This is a genomic window from Clostridium mobile (assembly GCF_018918285.1).
GTDB lineage: Bacteria > Bacillota > Clostridia > Clostridiales > Clostridiaceae > Clostridium_AW > Clostridium_AW mobile.
This window is the reverse complement of the sequence record NZ_JAHLQF010000005.1, coordinates 126,153-140,356: the sequence shown is the minus strand read 5'-3', so window position 1 is coordinate 140,356 and position 14,204 is coordinate 126,153. Positions and strand designations below refer to the sequence as shown.

The following is a 14,204-nucleotide window of genomic DNA, read 5'->3' as shown; positions in this document are numbered from 1 at the left end:
GGGATGATTGAATATGGAAGAGAACATTAATTTTGTAGATACGGATTTAATATATCCTAACGTATATCAGCCTAGAAAAATATTTAATGAGGAATCTATAGATGAGTTAGCGAAATCCATCAAAAGTTATGGTATCATTCAACCGTTGTCTGTTAGAAGAATTGGAGAGGGTACATTTGAATTAGTAGCAGGAGAAAGAAGACTTAGAGCAGCTAAAAAAGCTGGATTAAAAGAGGTTCCTGTAATAATAGTAGATGTAACAGATCAAGACTCTGCAGCTATAGCTTTATTAGAAAATATTCAAAGAGAAGATTTAAGTTTTTTGGAAGAAGCAGAAGCTTTCTTTAACCTAATTAAAGAGCATAATTATACTCAAGAAGCTTTAGCAGAAGTCATTGGAAAAAAGCAATCTACTATAGCTAATAAAATTAGACTATTGAAATTATCAATTAATATAAGAAGAATGTTATTAGAAAACAATTTAACAGAGAGACATGCTAGGGCATTATTAAAGCTTCCGACAGAAGGAATGCAAATTAAAATATTAAAAATAGTTATTAAGAACAATTTAAATGTTAAAAAAACTGAAGAATTGATAGAGAAGGAACTAATAAAAATAACTGAAAATAATCCATCAAAAGATGGTAAGAAAAAAATAAAAGGTATATTTAGCCCTAAGGTGTATATTAATACAGTTAAGCAAGTATTTGATAAATATGGAGTACCTGCTCAATACTCTTCTAAAGAGTTAGAAGATAAAATACAAATTACTATTACTATTCCTAAAAAATAATAATTGTTTCACGTGAAACATTTTACATATAAGAGCCATAAAGGCTCTTTTTTATTACCATAATTTAAAATAAATTTTAACTTTTATTAATTAAAATGCTTTTAATATTCCAATATTGTTATATAATAAAATATAAGAGTATAAAAAGAAAGATAGGTGAGAAATATGAAAATAATCTCTATATTCAATCAAAAGGGCGGTGTGGGAAAAACTACTACAAATATTAACCTATGCTCCTATCTTTGCATGGAAGGATATAAAGTATTATCTATAGATATAGATCCACAAGGAAATACTACAAGTGGATTAGGTTTTGATAAAAGAAAGCTAGAAAATTCGGTGTATGATTTGCTCACCAGTGACAGAAGTATAAAAGATGTAATTAAAGCTAGTCCTGTATTAGAAAATTATCATATAGTACCCTCAAATATGGATCTGGCAGGAGCAGAGGTTGAGTTAATACAAAATAAAGAAAGAGAAAATATTTTAAAAAGTAAATTAGAAGAAATAAAAGATGAATATGATTATGTTTTTATAGATTGCCCTCCATCATTAGGTATATTAACAATAAATGCCCTTGTTGCATCTCATACCGTTCTCATTCCAATACAGTGCGAATTTTACGCATTAGAGGGAGTAGGACAACTGATAAATACTATTCAATTAGTAAAGAGATCCTTAAATAGGGATTTAGAAGTAGAAGGGGTTATCATGAGCATGTACGATGGAAGAACAAATCTCTCTTTAGAAGTTGTGTCAGAAGTTAAAAAATACTTTAAGGATAAAGTATATGATACTACTATACCAAGAAATATAAGACTAGCAGAAGCGCCAAGTTTTGGACTACCTATTGTTTTATATGATGGTAAATGTAAAGGTGCCGAAGCTTACGAAAATCTTGCTAAAGAATTTATAAGGAGGCAAAAATAATAATATATGAATAAAAAATTTGGATTAGGTAAGGGATTAGGAGCACTTATCCCTGAAGAGATTGAGAATGAAATAAATGATATAAATGATGTAAAAAATGAAATATCAATTGATCTAGTGTTACCTAATGATGGACAACCTAGAAAAAGATTTGATGAAGAAAAAATACTATTATTAAGTGAATCAATAAAAGAACATGGTATTATTCAGCCAATAATCGTTAATAAGGAAAATAATAAGTACATAATAATTGCAGGGGAGAGACGATGGAGAGCTGCAAAATTAGCAGGATTAAAGAAAGTACCTGTAATAATAATGGATACTAGTGATAAAAACATATTAGAAATATCTTTGATCGAGAACATTCAAAGGCAAGATTTGAACCCAATAGAAGAAGCAAATGCATATAAAAAATTGTTAGATGACTATGATTTAACTCAAGAAGAATTAAGTAAAAGAATAGGAAAATCTAGAACTGCTATTACAAATTGTTTGAGATTACTTAATTTAGATACTAGGGTTCAAGATTACTTAATTGATGGGGTTATTAGTGAGGGGCATGGTAGACCTTTACTATCAATTAACGACAATGATTTGCAGTACAACATAGCCCAAATTATAATAGATGAAAATTTGAGTGTTAGAGAAACCGAAAAATTAATTAAGTCTCTTAATAATAAGAAAGAAGAAAAAGATAAAGATAGTAATAAATTTAATCCATATTACAACGATATAAAAAATAAGCTTGAAGATTTATTTGGAACAAAGGTTTTTATTAACAATAAAAAGAATAAAGGGAAAATAGAAATAGAATATTATTCTGAAGATGATTTACAAAGAATATTAGAAATTCTTGAATTATAATATTGTTTCACGTGAAACATCTCTAGAAAGGAAGATACAATGGAAAGTTTAATAAATTTAATATCAGAATATCAACTAATATTATTAATAGTAGGATTATGTTTAATACTTATACTGTTTTTAATTATTACTATTCAGTTTAGTGCTATTAATAAGCTAGAAAGAAGATATAGAAAATTCATGAGAGGAGTAGATGGAAAAAACATAGAAGAAATAGTTATATCATGTTTAGATAAAGTAGATAATTTTACTGAAAATATGGATGATTTAAAAATCATTAGCAAAGAAATTGATATTAAATTAAATAATTGCATACAAAAAACATCAATAGTTAGATATAGAGCTTTTGAGAACGTTGGAAGCGATTTATCTTATTCAATTGCGTTGCTAGATAATAAAAATGATGGAATTATATTAACTGGTATATATGGAAGAAATGATAGTACAACTTATGCTAAACCTATAGACAAAGGATTATCTAGATATGAACTGTCAGAAGAAGAGAAATATGTATTAAAGGATGCAATGAGTAAAGGTATTTAGATATGAATAAAAACACCTTCTTTTGGTTAATATACCATAAAGGAGGTTTTTTGTATGATAGTGTGTGTTTCAGAAGAACTTTTATATATAAGAAAAGAATTAGAAAAAAGAGGATATAAAGTAATAACTTCTTTAAAGGACGAAATTTGTGATGCTATTATATGTAATTTAAAAGACGGAGGTTTAAAAGATTTAACCTTCCAAAATACATTAAATAGAGATGGTACATTAATTGTAGATTCAGGAAGCAGAAGTATCGATGAAATTGAATATATTTTAAATAATAGGACATATAGTTCAATATTTTAAAATTAAAAAACCAAGATTAAACTTGGTTTTTCTAATTTATCTTTGTAATATTATGAGGTTTTTTTCCTCCAACGATTTTTATAATACTGTGATATATCCCAGCAGATATGGCTTCAGCTAACTGCATAACAGTATGCAATCTTGTATTTTGAAGTACCATAAATTCAAGCATTCCAGATATATTAACAATACCTGTTATACTTAAGTCACCTACACTAGGTAAGTTTTTATTAACTGCAGAACCAGGTGAAATAGGTTTTTCTTGAACACATATTTTACCGATATTTTGTACATTTCCAAGACATGCATCAATAGCTATTATATAAGGTTTATCATATTTTGAATTTATCTCGTCTAATATTTCACATAAGTTTTTAGCATGTACAGGTTTCTCTAAATTACCATATATAAAAAAATTGTCTCTAGATAAAAATCTTAATCTATGGCCAATTAATGGACCGAGACTATCTCCAGTTGATCTATCTGAACCGATACACAATAGAATAATAGGTCTCTGAGATTTAACTATTGGTAAAAGATAATTACAAAGATTATCCCTTAATATGTTTATAGAATTATTATTAGTACAATCAATTAATAATTTTTCATTCATATAAAAAACCTCCTATATGGAATTGTATCCAAAAGGAGGTATTATATACAATATTTACAAAACCTTCGTTTGCTTTAATATTTTGAATGTTACTACCATAAACATACAAAAAACCATACCTTTAAAACCGGCAATCTTTAATCCAATAAAAATAGAAGCTAAAACAGATACAGGATGTATACCTAATGATGACGATACAATTTTAGGTTCCAATATTTGTCTTACAACAGTTACTACTACATACCAGATAAGTATTCCTATACCTATAAAATAATTTTTATATATAAAAATATAAATTAGTGATAAAGGAATATAAATTCCTCCTATTCCTAAAATAGGAAGTATATCAAATATAGCAGCAATGATGCTTAGAATAAGAGCATAGTTTATTCTTAAAAATGAGAATCCTACTAGGGTTTCTAAAAAAGTTATATTAATAACTAGAAGATAAGATAATGCATAATTTAACAACATTTTTCTAGATTGTTTCAAAATATCGTATATTCTATCAGATTTTTCAGGGATAATAGTACTCATTAATTTATTTTTAGCTAAACTAAAATCTTTAGTAAAAAAATAAGTTGAAAGTAATGTAAATAATATTAACATAAAAAGATAAGGTATATATGTTAAAAAGGAAACAGTAGCTTGTATTATTTTACTAGTGATAGATACAGTTATATTAGATAGTTTACTTACAAAACTAGCGAAATTACTCTCTACTGTAGCAATAATTGATGGATCTAAGTTTTTATAGTAATCGGCTAAATTATTAAAAAAATTATTAATATTAGCAGAATTGTTAGATATATAGTTCTGAGTGTTTTTACCTAATTGAATAGCTTCACGTGTGAAGGATGTAGCTATTAATGATATACAAAATAGTATTAGTGCAAAAAACAATAAAGTAGTTATAAGGGCAGCGAATCCTTTTTTTAACTTTAACTTTTTAATTAATAACTCTGTTGGTTTTTTTAAAATTAATGAAAAAATAAAAGCTAAAAAGAAAGGCAATGTATACTTAAGGGTTTTAAAAAATAAAATAAAAGTTAGCGTATAAATAATGAAAAAAAGTATATATTTATCGAATTTTTCAATTAGATTATCCATTTGCTCACATCCTATTCTACAAGTTGTTTAAATAATTTATAGTATGATCAATCTGTTTAGTCGAACTAAAATATCTTGAATAAGAACTATCAATCCCTTTCATATTTACTAATATGGTTGGAGTATATTCTAATGAAGCATTATAACCATATATCTTAATAAAATTCATATTTAGTAATTTTTGCATTTCCTCTAGAATGGCCCCAATATTTTTATGTGTTCAAGCATTTTTCCATACATCATGTCCTTGAATCTCTTAATTCAATTATATCATTAGACAAGTAGTAAATAAAAGAATTATAATGCCATATTAATTGTTTATTTACTATTTATGTAATATTATTATAATATAGAGAAGAGGTTTTAAAAGAAGATATATGTGGTATAAGTATCATTATTAATGAAGATAGGTTAAAATTAGTAAGAGAAATAATAAGTGAAAATGAACTTTATGTTGATGGTGTATATTTAGTGCAAAATAATTTATGTAAGTATAAATTAAATATTTAAGTGGAGGTAATGTAAAAGATTATGTGTAAAGTTTTCGATCTTGGAGATATTGTTGAGATGAAAAAAACTCATCCCTGTGGTAGTAAAGAATGGAAGATAATTAGAATGGGTGCAGATATAAAAATAAAATGTTGTATTTGCGATAGGATTGTAATGATAGAAAGAAATAAATTTGAAAAGGATATGAAAAAAGTAGTAAAAAAATCAGAAACTGATGAAAACAATTAAAACATATTGATTTTTAATTTGGATAGTGATAGAATAGATGGGTAGTCCCTGCTGTGGAAACCACAGCCGTTAGTCCAAGGGGAGGAGGTGAAATCTAATGAGAAAATATGAAACAATATTTATCCTACATCCATCATTAGATGAAGAGACAGTAAAAACTAATGTAGAAAAGTTTAAAGCTGTTATCGAAAATGCTGGTGGAGTAGTTGAAAACGTTGATTTTTGGGGCAGAAGAAAGCTTGCTTATGAAATAGAAAAGATTGGTGAAGGTTACTACACATTAATCAATTTTAGTTCTCAGCCAGAATTACCAGAAGAATTAGACAGATTGTTCAGAATCAACGACTCAGTTATAAGACATATCATCATAAAAGAAGAAAAATAGGTGGTGTTTAAATGAATAAGGTTGTTTTGATAGGTAGGTTGACCAAGGATCCAGAATTGAGATTTACTCCTGGAACAGGCACGGCTGTTGCAACCTTTACATTAGCTATCGATAGAAGATTTGCTTCTAAAGATGGAAATAAAGAAGCAGATTTTATACCTGTAGTAGTATGGGGTAAACAGGCTGAATCTACTGCTAATTATATGAGTAAAGGTAAACTTATGGGAGTTAGTGGAAGAATTCAGACTAGAACATATGAAGCGAAAGATGGAACACGAAGATATGTAACTGAGGTAGTTGCAGATGAAGTACAATTTTTAGAATGGGGAGGCAAGCAATCAGGCGGATCCCAAGGTAATTATGGTGATCCAATGAATAGTTTCCCTGAAAATTCTTATGGAGAGGATATAACACCAATAGATGATGGTGAAATCCCATTTTAATTATAAGGAGGGAAGAGAATGAATAAGGAAGCAGGAAGAGATGGCGGCGCAAGAAGAGGCGGCGGCAGAATGAGAAGAGCTAAGAAAAAAGTTTGTTCTTTCTGTGCAGATAAATCAGAAAGAATTGATTATAAAGATATAAATAAATTAAGAAAATATGTTACTGAAAGAGGAAAAATTCTTCCAAGAAGAATTTCAGGATGTTGTGCTAAACATCAAAGAGAATTAACAGAATCTATAAAGAGAGCAAGAAATATAGCATTATTACCATTTACAACAGAATAAAATAAGTTATCAATGGAGAGGAAAATTAATTCCTCTCCTGTTTTATTACAAACCTTATTATTGTATCATTATTGTAAAAAAGCTATACTACACATATAATTAAAGTATATGTGTTTTAATTTATATGTATATGTTAATAATTACAATAGATGTATTATAGGGGGAATGGTCATGAAAAAGGATAATTTAAATATCATGAGAAATGTCCAAATAATAGAAGATTTAAAAGCAGAATTGTTATGTGTAATAGGAGATTTTTTTAAGTTATTGACAAAAGGGACAAATGTAGCCCAGGGTGCCATATTAGATTGTATTTCTGGAGCAATAACTGTATTATATATATTAGCAGATAGGTTAGGGTATTCTTTCACAGCAGTAGATGAGAATATGAAGAAAAAATTAAAAATGGGTATAATTGATGAGGATGAAATTGAAAAAGAAGGAAAAGACTTGAGCAGATTATATTCCCATTTAAAAGAAAGACAATAATGGAGGAACATATGCAAAATAGAATTTATAACACTAAAGGTACTGTGGAAGCAGGAGTTATGACTGGTTTACTAGTTATACTAGCTTTAATGAATATATATTTACCTGTTTTTTCAATAATAGGTAGATTTATTTTACCTATACCTGTTGTTGTTTTGTTGTTAAGACACAATTTGAAAGTAACAATAACATCAGTTGTGGCTAGTGGAATCTTAGTTGGTTTTATATATAATCCTTTATCGGGTTTGACTTCTGCCGTAATGTTTGGAATAACAGGCATTTCATTAGGGTATTGTATAAAAAAGGATAAAGATGTATCAGTTAGTATTTTTGCCTTAGCTATTTCATCTCTTATAGGAACTATTATAGATTTTGTTGTTTATATTTCATTAATAAGCAAAAGCACTGTAGTAGGTTTGATAGACGAGATGGTTAAAATTATGAATGAATCATTTCAGTCAGTACTAAATATGTATAGTCAAATGGGGATAAGTGAAGAACAATTAAAACCTTTAACTGATTCACTTAAGTTGTTTAATACAGATTTTATAATTAAAGTACTTCCAGGACTACTTATAATGTCATCTATTATATTTGCATATTTCACATATAATATAACAAGAGCTATATTAAGGAGATTGAATTACGACATAAAAGAAATGCCTAAATTTACACATATACATGTAAATATAAAAATTGCAACTATAGTTGCAATAGGTTTACTTACAGGAATTATATTAGTTAGACAAAATATTAAAATAGGTGAATATATATTAAATTCATCTCAATTGATTCTGCAGTATATATTTCTTTTCAATGGTTTGTCTGTAGCTATTTATTACTTAAGAATAAAATATAAACTATCAAAAATTATGACCTTACTTATAATAATGTTTACCTTATTTTCGCCATTTGCAATGGTATATGTAATGCTGGGAATTTCGGATATAATTATTGACTTTAGGAAGATAGATAAAAATAGAATAGTCGATAATAAATAGTGAGGGTTAGACATGGATAATAAATATAAATATTTTATTTCATGGAATAAAAGCTATATACTTATGATAGCTATATTAATTTCTATTATAACATACTATAATATTCTACTAGGTATAGCATCACTTTTCATATATATTTTTTTAATAATAAATAATGTAAATAATAATAAATTAAAGAAAAGTGAATGGGAAAATTTCATAAAAAACTTTTCTACAGATTTAGATAATGCAACACGAAATACCCTTTTGAAGCTTCCATTACCTATGATTATATTAGGTGGAGGTGGAAATATACTATGGTATAATCAAAATTTTTCAACTGTAGTTAACAAAGAGAGTATTTTAGAACGTAATATAAATGATGTAATAAAAGATATAAACTTAAGGCATGTACTAGATGGAAAGAAAAATACTTATAGAGGCATAAAAATAGATGATAAATATTATGATCTCTATATTAATATAATTGATTCTTCTGATAATAAAAATAAAAAAGATAAATTAATATTAATATATTTATGTGATATTACAGATATATATAATAAAATAGTTGAAATAGATAATAACAAAGAAACAGTTATGTTGATAGAAGTAGATAATCTAGATGATGTAATAAAAACTACAGAAGAAGATAAAAAGCCTCAACTTATAGCAGAAATTGAAAAGATAATTAATAGTTATGGTCAAAATTTAAATGCTATGCTAAAAAAATATTCTTCTAATAAATATATAATGTCAGTTCAAGACAAATATATACAGGAAGAAATGAATAAAAAATTTGATATACTTGATTCAATAAGAGAAATAAATATAGGAAATAAACTAATAGTAACATTAAGTGTTGGAATAGGTAGGGGGGGTGCAACACCTCTTGAAAATGAAAGTTATGCTGTTGCAGCAAAGGAGCTTGCTTTAGGTAGAGGTGGAGATCAAGTTGTTGTAAAAAGTGGAGATAAGCTCGCTTTTTATGGAGGAAAAACTAAAGAAGTAGAAAAGAGAACTAAAGTAAGAGCTAGAGTTATTGCTCATGCCTTGCTAAATTTAATTAATGAAAGTGATAAAGTATATATAATGGGTCATGTTAACCCGGATATAGACTGTTTAGGAGCTGCTGTTGGATTATTTAGTGCTATAAGAAATTTAAATAAAGAGTGTTATATAGTTTTGGACAGCATCAATAATAGTATAAAATTAATAATGGAAAGAATCAAATCGGAAAAAGAATATAGTATTGCTTTTATAAATAGTGTAAAAGCTGCAAGTGAGATAGATGAAAATAGTTTACTAATATTAGTAGATGTCCATAGTAAAGGTCATGTAGAGAATATTAAATTAGTAGAAAACAGCAAAAAAACTGTAATAATAGATCACCATAGAAAATCTACTAATGCAATAGAAGGAACTTTATTAAGTTATATAGAGCCATACGCTTCATCTACATCAGAGCTAATTACTGAAATAATACAGTATATGTCTGAAAAACCTGAACTAAAAGTTATAGAAGCGGAGGCATTGCTTGCAGGAATATGCGTTGATACTAAAAATTTTTACTTTAAAACAGGAGTAAGGACCTTTGAAGCTGCATCATTTTTAAGAAAAATGGGTGCAGACACATTAGATGTAAAAAAGTTATTTTCTGACGATTTAGAAACTTATTTGAAAAAATACGAAATAATAAAGTCAGCTAAGGTTATTAATGGAATAGCTATAGCTATTTGTCCACCAGATATAGAAGATATTGTATTAGCTGCACAAGCAGCTGATGAGTTACTAAATATTACAGGTATCAATACATCTTTTGTTTTTGTTAAAATAGGAAATGAGGTATTGATAAGTGGCAGATCCCTTGGTGACATAAATGTACAAATTTTATTAGAAGCACTAGGTGGCGGTGGGCATATGACTATGGCAGGAGCAAGACTTCAATCTGTTTCAATTGAAGAAGCAGTGAATAAGTTAGAATATGCTATAGATAAATACTTAATGGAGGGTGAAGAGAAATGAAAGTAATTTTATTATCAGATGTTAAAGCATTAGGAAAAAAGGGTGAAGTAGTAAATGCCTCAGATGGATATGCAAGAAATTTTTTATTTCCTAGAAAACTAGCAATAGAAGCTACAGATGCTAACATGCATATATTAAATAACAAAAAAGAGGCTGAAAGAAAACAAAAGTTAGCTGAAATAGAAGAAGCACAAAAAATTGCTAATGGATTAAAAGGAAAAGAAATAAAATTAAAAGTTAAATCAGGAGAAAATGGAAGATTATTTGGATCAATAACAGGAAAAGACATTTCAGATGAGCTGAAAAAATGTTACAAAATAGATATAGATAAAAAGAAAATAGTAGCAGATGCAATAAGACAACTAGGATCATATGAAGTAGAAGTGAAAATATATCCTGAAATATCTACTAAAATAAAGGTGGTTGTTGAAGAGCAATAAGGAGGATAAGTGTGAAATCTGAATATATTAATGAATTTGCTAAAGAAGTATCTGATGTTCTATCATTAGACACTCAATTGAATGTATTATATGAGATAATGAAAAAAGTATTGGATGATAAAACAATAAGATCTAGAGTGGTAAAATTTAAACTTCAGGATTATATAGAAAATGAAGACAAATATAAAAAGTTATATGCTATAAATAAAATTATAAGCGATGGAAAAGGAATCAAAGTAGTTCCTGATGAAAAAAATATTCATGATGCCTTAGAAAGCACTAATAAATGGCTTTCTGAAGCATTAGCTAAAAGATATGTACAAAATAATATAGAAAAACAAGTTGAAAGAAACCTAGTAGAAAAACAACAAAAGTATATGGATGAAATAAGACTGGGTATTATAAGAAAACAAAAGGGTCCGGAAAATGGAAAAACTCTTAAAAAGTATGCTCAATTAGAAGTATTAGATGAAAAAAAACTTACTAAAAGTGTACAAAGCTTATTAAGACCAGAGTCATTTACGGAGATTGTTGGTCAGGAAATAGCTATAAAATCATTGCTTTCGAAAATAGCCTCCCCATATCCTCAACATATTATACTATATGGACCACCTGGAGTTGGAAAAACTACAGCAGCAAGACTTGCTTTAGAAGAAGCTAAAAAGTTAAAAAATACTCCATTTCAAGGGGAAGCTAAATTCATAGAAGTAGATGGAACTACTTTAAGATGGGATCCAAGGGAGATAACTAATCCACTTTTAGGATCAGTACACGATCCAATATATCAAGGAAGTAAAAGGGATTTGGCAGAGATTGGAGTTCCGGAACCTAAACCAGGACTAGTTACTGAAGCTCATGGTGGAGTGCTATTTATAGATGAAATTGGAGAGCTTGATTCAATACTTCAAAATAAATTATTAAAAGTTTTAGAAGATAAAAGAGTAGAATTTTCATCATCATATTATGATCCTGACGATGAGAATACTCCTAAGTACATTAAATATTTATTTGAAAAAGGAGCTCCAGCAGACTTCATTTTAATAGGTGCTACAACTAAGGAGCCTAATGATATTAATCCAGCATTAAGATCGAGATGCACAGAAGTATATTTTCAACCATTAACACCTAAAGATATACAAAACATAATAATAAATTCTGCACAAAAATTAAACATTGAACTAGAAGATGGTATATCAGAAATGATAAGCAGATATACTGTTGAAGGAAGAAAGGCCGTTAATATACTAGCAGATGTATATGGATATGTACTTTATAATAATAATTTAGATGCTGATAATGATAAAATAACAATAAAATTAGAGGATTTAAAACAAGTATTAGCTATAAATAGGTTATCTCCATATGAGGAAGCAAGTTGTGATAATAAATGTGAAATCGGTCATATATATGGATTAGGAGTAAGTGGATACATTGGGTCAACTCTTGAAATAGAAGCAGCTGTGTTCGAAGCAAAGGAAAAAGGACATGGAAAAGTAAGATTCAATGATACAGCAGGAAGTATGGCTAAAGACTCTGTATTTAATGCGGCTTCAGTTATTAGAAAGATTACTGATAAAGATATAAGTGATTATGATATACATGTAAATATAATAGGGGGAGGACGTATTGATGGTCCTTCAGCTGGAGCGGCAATAACAGTATGTATAATAAGCTCCCTTTTAAATAAACCTATAAGACAGGATATGGCTATTACTGGGGAAATATCCCTAAGAGGAAAAGTAAAGCCTGTTGGAGGAATTTTTGAAAAAATATATGGTGCAAGAAGAAAGGGTGTTAAGTTAGTAGTAATACCTAAGGATAATTTAAAAGATGTTCCAGTAGGACTTGATGATATAGAAGTAAAAGCTGTTGATAATATAGAGGAATTGATTAAAATAGCTTTTTAAACACAAGGAGAGATGATAATGAACGCACCATTGAAAAGTATGCCTCATAACATTGACGCTGAACAAAGCGTCTTAGGAGCTATGATAATAGATAGAACTGCTATAGTTCAAGCTTTAGAGGTGTTAACAACAGATGACTTTTACAAAGGAGCTCATCAAGTTATTTTCAATGCTATATTAGATTTATATCAAAAAGATACGGCTGTAGATTTAATTACATTAACGGAAAATCTACAATCAAAGGAAAAGCTAGAAGCAGCAGGAGGGATAACTTATATAACTGCAGTTTGTAGTTCGGTTTTATCTACGGCTAACCTTCAGTCGTATATAAAAATTGTAAAGGATAAATCTACTCTAAGGAGACTTATAAGAGCTTCAACAGATATTATTGAAGACAGTTATAATAAGCAGGATGATGTAGAGGCCATAGTAGATGTAGCAGAAAAAAGAATATTTAACATATCTAATAATAGAGACACAAGTGACTTTGAAGCCATGAGTACAGTATTAGAAAGAGGTTTTCTAGAAATAGAAAAAATCTATAATAATAAAGGTGGGGTTACTGGGGTAGCAGCTGGTTTTCCAGAATTAGACTCTAAAACATCTGGTTTTCAAAAAGGTGATATGATTCTTATTGCTGCGAGACCTTCCATGGGTAAAACTACATTTGCTCTAAACTTAGCACAATATGCAGCCTTAAGAGATGGTAAAAGCGTAGCTGTATTCTCTTTAGAAATGTCTAAGGAACAGTTAGCATATAAATTATTATGTGCTGAAGCTAATGTAGATATGTTAAAGTTAAGAACAGGTAATCTAGAGGACAGAGATTGGGAAAACATTGCAAAGGCATCAGGACCTCTTTCAGCAGCTAAAATATTTATTGATGATACTGCAGGTATCTCTGTAATGGAAATGAGGTCAAAATGTAGAAGATTGAAAATAGAGCAGGGAATAGATCTTATAGTAATTGACTATCTTCAACTTATGTCAGGTAGTAGGGGTTCTGAAAGTAGACAGCAAGAAGTATCAGAAATATCTCGTTCGATAAAGGCATTAGCTAAAGAAATGGAATGTCCTGTAATAGCACTTTCACAGCTATCAAGAGCGCCAGAGCAAAGAGCTGATCATAGACCAATGTTATCAGACTTAAGAGAATCCGGATCTATTGAGCAGGATGCAGACTTAGTTATGTTTTTATATAGGGACGAATATTATAATAAAGAAACAGAAGATAAAAATGTTGCAGAATGTATCATAGCAAAACAAAGAAATGGTCCAACAGGTACTGTAAAACTAGCTTGGTTAGGTCAATATAGTAAATTTGGTAGATTGGATATTATACATCAATAA

18 protein-coding genes are annotated in these 14,204 nt (G+C 28.5%); 15 read left to right on the top strand and 3 right to left on the bottom strand.

Annotated features, from left to right (window positions below):
- The first annotated feature begins 13 nt into the window (after window positions 1–13).
- The 5 genes from KQI86_RS19015 to KQI86_RS18995 all read left to right on the top strand — a co-directional run bounded on the left by KQI86_RS19015 (window position 14) and on the right by KQI86_RS18995 (window position 3,439).
- On the top strand, window positions 14–793 hold the full coding sequence (locus tag KQI86_RS19015) for a ParB/RepB/Spo0J family partition protein (RefSeq protein WP_216440997.1): 780 nt from the start codon (window positions 14–16) through the stop codon (window positions 791–793).
- 165 nt (window positions 794–958) lie between these two features.
- The gene (locus KQI86_RS19010) at window positions 959–1,723 is read left to right on the top strand and encodes a ParA family protein (protein WP_216440996.1); all 765 of its coding nucleotides are present in this window, start codon (window positions 959–961) and stop codon (window positions 1,721–1,723) included.
- A gap of 6 nt (window positions 1,724–1,729) precedes the next feature.
- Entirely contained in the window at window positions 1,730–2,587 is an 858-nt protein-coding gene (locus KQI86_RS19005; protein ID WP_216440995.1) for a ParB/RepB/Spo0J family partition protein, read from the top strand.
- Between the two features lie 39 nt (window positions 2,588–2,626).
- Window positions 2,627–3,130 (top strand): DUF4446 family protein, encoded by a 504-nt coding sequence (locus tag KQI86_RS19000; protein ID WP_216440994.1) that lies wholly within the window; start codon window positions 2,627–2,629, stop codon window positions 3,128–3,130.
- A gap of 54 nt (window positions 3,131–3,184) precedes the next feature.
- A complete protein-coding gene (locus KQI86_RS18995; RefSeq protein WP_216440993.1) occupies window positions 3,185–3,439 on the top strand; it encodes a YkuS family protein in 255 nt (84 codons plus the stop codon).
- A 31-nt stretch (window positions 3,440–3,470) separates the two neighbouring features.
- On the opposite strand, the gene yyaC is transcribed toward KQI86_RS18995, so the two are convergent.
- Genes yyaC through KQI86_RS18980 form a run of 3 tightly spaced genes read right to left on the bottom strand, consistent with a single transcriptional unit; the run spans window position 3,471 to window position 5,331 of the window.
- Window positions 3,471–4,052 (bottom strand): spore protease YyaC, encoded by a 582-nt coding sequence (gene yyaC / locus KQI86_RS18990; protein WP_216440992.1) that lies wholly within the window; start codon window positions 4,050–4,052, stop codon window positions 3,471–3,473.
- 54 nt (window positions 4,053–4,106) lie between these two features.
- A complete protein-coding gene (gene ytvI, locus KQI86_RS18985) occupies window positions 4,107–5,162 on the bottom strand; it encodes a sporulation integral membrane protein YtvI (protein WP_216440991.1) in 1,056 nt (351 codons plus the stop codon).
- A gap of 16 nt (window positions 5,163–5,178) precedes the next feature.
- Entirely contained in the window at window positions 5,179–5,331 is a 153-nt protein-coding gene (locus tag KQI86_RS18980) for a hypothetical protein (protein WP_216440990.1), read from the bottom strand.
- A 362-nt stretch (window positions 5,332–5,693) separates the two neighbouring features.
- Between KQI86_RS18980 and KQI86_RS18975 the strand changes: the two genes are divergently transcribed.
- The 10 genes from KQI86_RS18975 (at window position 5,694) to KQI86_RS18930 (ending at window position 14,204) form a co-directional block, all read left to right on the top strand.
- On the top strand, window positions 5,694–5,900 hold the full coding sequence (locus tag KQI86_RS18975; RefSeq protein WP_216440989.1) for a DUF951 domain-containing protein: 207 nt from the start codon (window positions 5,694–5,696) through the stop codon (window positions 5,898–5,900).
- 97 nt (window positions 5,901–5,997) lie between these two features.
- Entirely contained in the window at window positions 5,998–6,285 is a 288-nt protein-coding gene (gene rpsF / locus KQI86_RS18970) for a 30S ribosomal protein S6 (RefSeq protein ID WP_216440988.1), read from the top strand.
- An 11-nt stretch (window positions 6,286–6,296) separates the two neighbouring features.
- Window positions 6,297–6,728, top strand: a complete 432-nt coding sequence (locus KQI86_RS18965; protein ID WP_216440987.1) for a single-stranded DNA-binding protein — start codon at window positions 6,297–6,299, stop codon at window positions 6,726–6,728.
- A gap of 18 nt (window positions 6,729–6,746) precedes the next feature.
- The gene (gene rpsR / locus KQI86_RS18960; protein WP_216440986.1) at window positions 6,747–7,013 is read left to right on the top strand and encodes a 30S ribosomal protein S18; all 267 of its coding nucleotides are present in this window, start codon (window positions 6,747–6,749) and stop codon (window positions 7,011–7,013) included.
- Between the two features lie 171 nt (window positions 7,014–7,184).
- Window positions 7,185–7,502: a MazG-like family protein gene (locus KQI86_RS18955; RefSeq protein WP_216440985.1), complete on the top strand. Its 318-nt coding sequence runs from the start codon at window positions 7,185–7,187 to the stop codon at window positions 7,500–7,502.
- 11 nt (window positions 7,503–7,513) lie between these two features.
- On the top strand, window positions 7,514–8,503 hold the full coding sequence (locus tag KQI86_RS18950; RefSeq protein WP_216440984.1) for a YybS family protein: 990 nt from the start codon (window positions 7,514–7,516) through the stop codon (window positions 8,501–8,503).
- 12 nt (window positions 8,504–8,515) lie between these two features.
- Complete coding sequence (locus KQI86_RS18945) at window positions 8,516–10,507, top strand: DHH family phosphoesterase (RefSeq protein ID WP_216440983.1); 1,992 nt, start codon at window positions 8,516–8,518, stop codon at window positions 10,505–10,507.
- Complete coding sequence (rplI, locus tag KQI86_RS18940; protein WP_216440982.1) at window positions 10,504–10,947, top strand: 50S ribosomal protein L9; 444 nt, start codon at window positions 10,504–10,506, stop codon at window positions 10,945–10,947. The genes KQI86_RS18945 and rplI overlap by 4 nt, the downstream gene beginning before the upstream one ends.
- Window positions 10,948–10,958: 11 nt before the next feature.
- Window positions 10,959–12,854: a Lon family ATP-dependent protease gene (lonC, locus tag KQI86_RS18935; RefSeq protein ID WP_216440981.1), complete on the top strand. Its 1,896-nt coding sequence runs from the start codon at window positions 10,959–10,961 to the stop codon at window positions 12,852–12,854.
- A gap of 18 nt (window positions 12,855–12,872) precedes the next feature.
- A complete protein-coding gene (locus tag KQI86_RS18930) occupies window positions 12,873–14,204 on the top strand; it encodes a replicative DNA helicase (protein WP_216440980.1) in 1,332 nt (443 codons plus the stop codon).

Bases quoted from the DNA above. Each gene is read 5' to 3' on its own strand.
- rplI (WP_216440982.1), top strand. From the start codon at position 10,504: ATGAAAGTAATTTTATTATCAGATGTTAAAGCATTAGGAAAAAAGGGT.
- KQI86_RS19000 (WP_216440994.1), top strand. From the start codon at position 2,627: ATGGAAAGTTTAATAAATTTAATATCAGAATATCAACTAATATTATTA.
- yyaC (WP_216440992.1), bottom strand. From the start codon at position 4,052: ATGAATGAAAAATTATTAATTGATTGTACTAATAATAATTCTATAAAC.
- KQI86_RS18950 (WP_216440984.1), top strand. From the start codon at position 7,514: ATGCAAAATAGAATTTATAACACTAAAGGTACTGTGGAAGCAGGAGTT.
- ytvI (WP_216440991.1), bottom strand. From the start codon at position 5,162: ATGGATAATCTAATTGAAAAATTCGATAAATATATACTTTTTTTCATT.
- KQI86_RS18995 (WP_216440993.1), top strand. From the start codon at position 3,185: ATGATAGTGTGTGTTTCAGAAGAACTTTTATATATAAGAAAAGAATTA.
- KQI86_RS18965 (WP_216440987.1), top strand. From the start codon at position 6,297: ATGAATAAGGTTGTTTTGATAGGTAGGTTGACCAAGGATCCAGAATTG.
- KQI86_RS18955 (WP_216440985.1), top strand. From the start codon at position 7,185: ATGAAAAAGGATAATTTAAATATCATGAGAAATGTCCAAATAATAGAA.
- KQI86_RS18975 (WP_216440989.1), top strand. From the start codon at position 5,694: ATGTGTAAAGTTTTCGATCTTGGAGATATTGTTGAGATGAAAAAAACT.
- KQI86_RS18980 (WP_216440990.1), bottom strand. From the start codon at position 5,331: ATGAATTTTATTAAGATATATGGTTATAATGCTTCATTAGAATATACT.
- KQI86_RS19015 (WP_216440997.1), top strand. From the start codon at position 14: ATGGAAGAGAACATTAATTTTGTAGATACGGATTTAATATATCCTAAC.
- KQI86_RS19005 (WP_216440995.1), top strand. From the start codon at position 1,730: ATGAATAAAAAATTTGGATTAGGTAAGGGATTAGGAGCACTTATCCCT.
- rpsF (WP_216440988.1), top strand. From the start codon at position 5,998: ATGAGAAAATATGAAACAATATTTATCCTACATCCATCATTAGATGAA.
- KQI86_RS18930 (WP_216440980.1), top strand. From the start codon at position 12,873: ATGAACGCACCATTGAAAAGTATGCCTCATAACATTGACGCTGAACAA.
- KQI86_RS18945 (WP_216440983.1), top strand. From the start codon at position 8,516: ATGGATAATAAATATAAATATTTTATTTCATGGAATAAAAGCTATATA.
- KQI86_RS19010 (WP_216440996.1), top strand. From the start codon at position 959: ATGAAAATAATCTCTATATTCAATCAAAAGGGCGGTGTGGGAAAAACT.
- rpsR (WP_216440986.1), top strand. From the start codon at position 6,747: ATGAATAAGGAAGCAGGAAGAGATGGCGGCGCAAGAAGAGGCGGCGGC.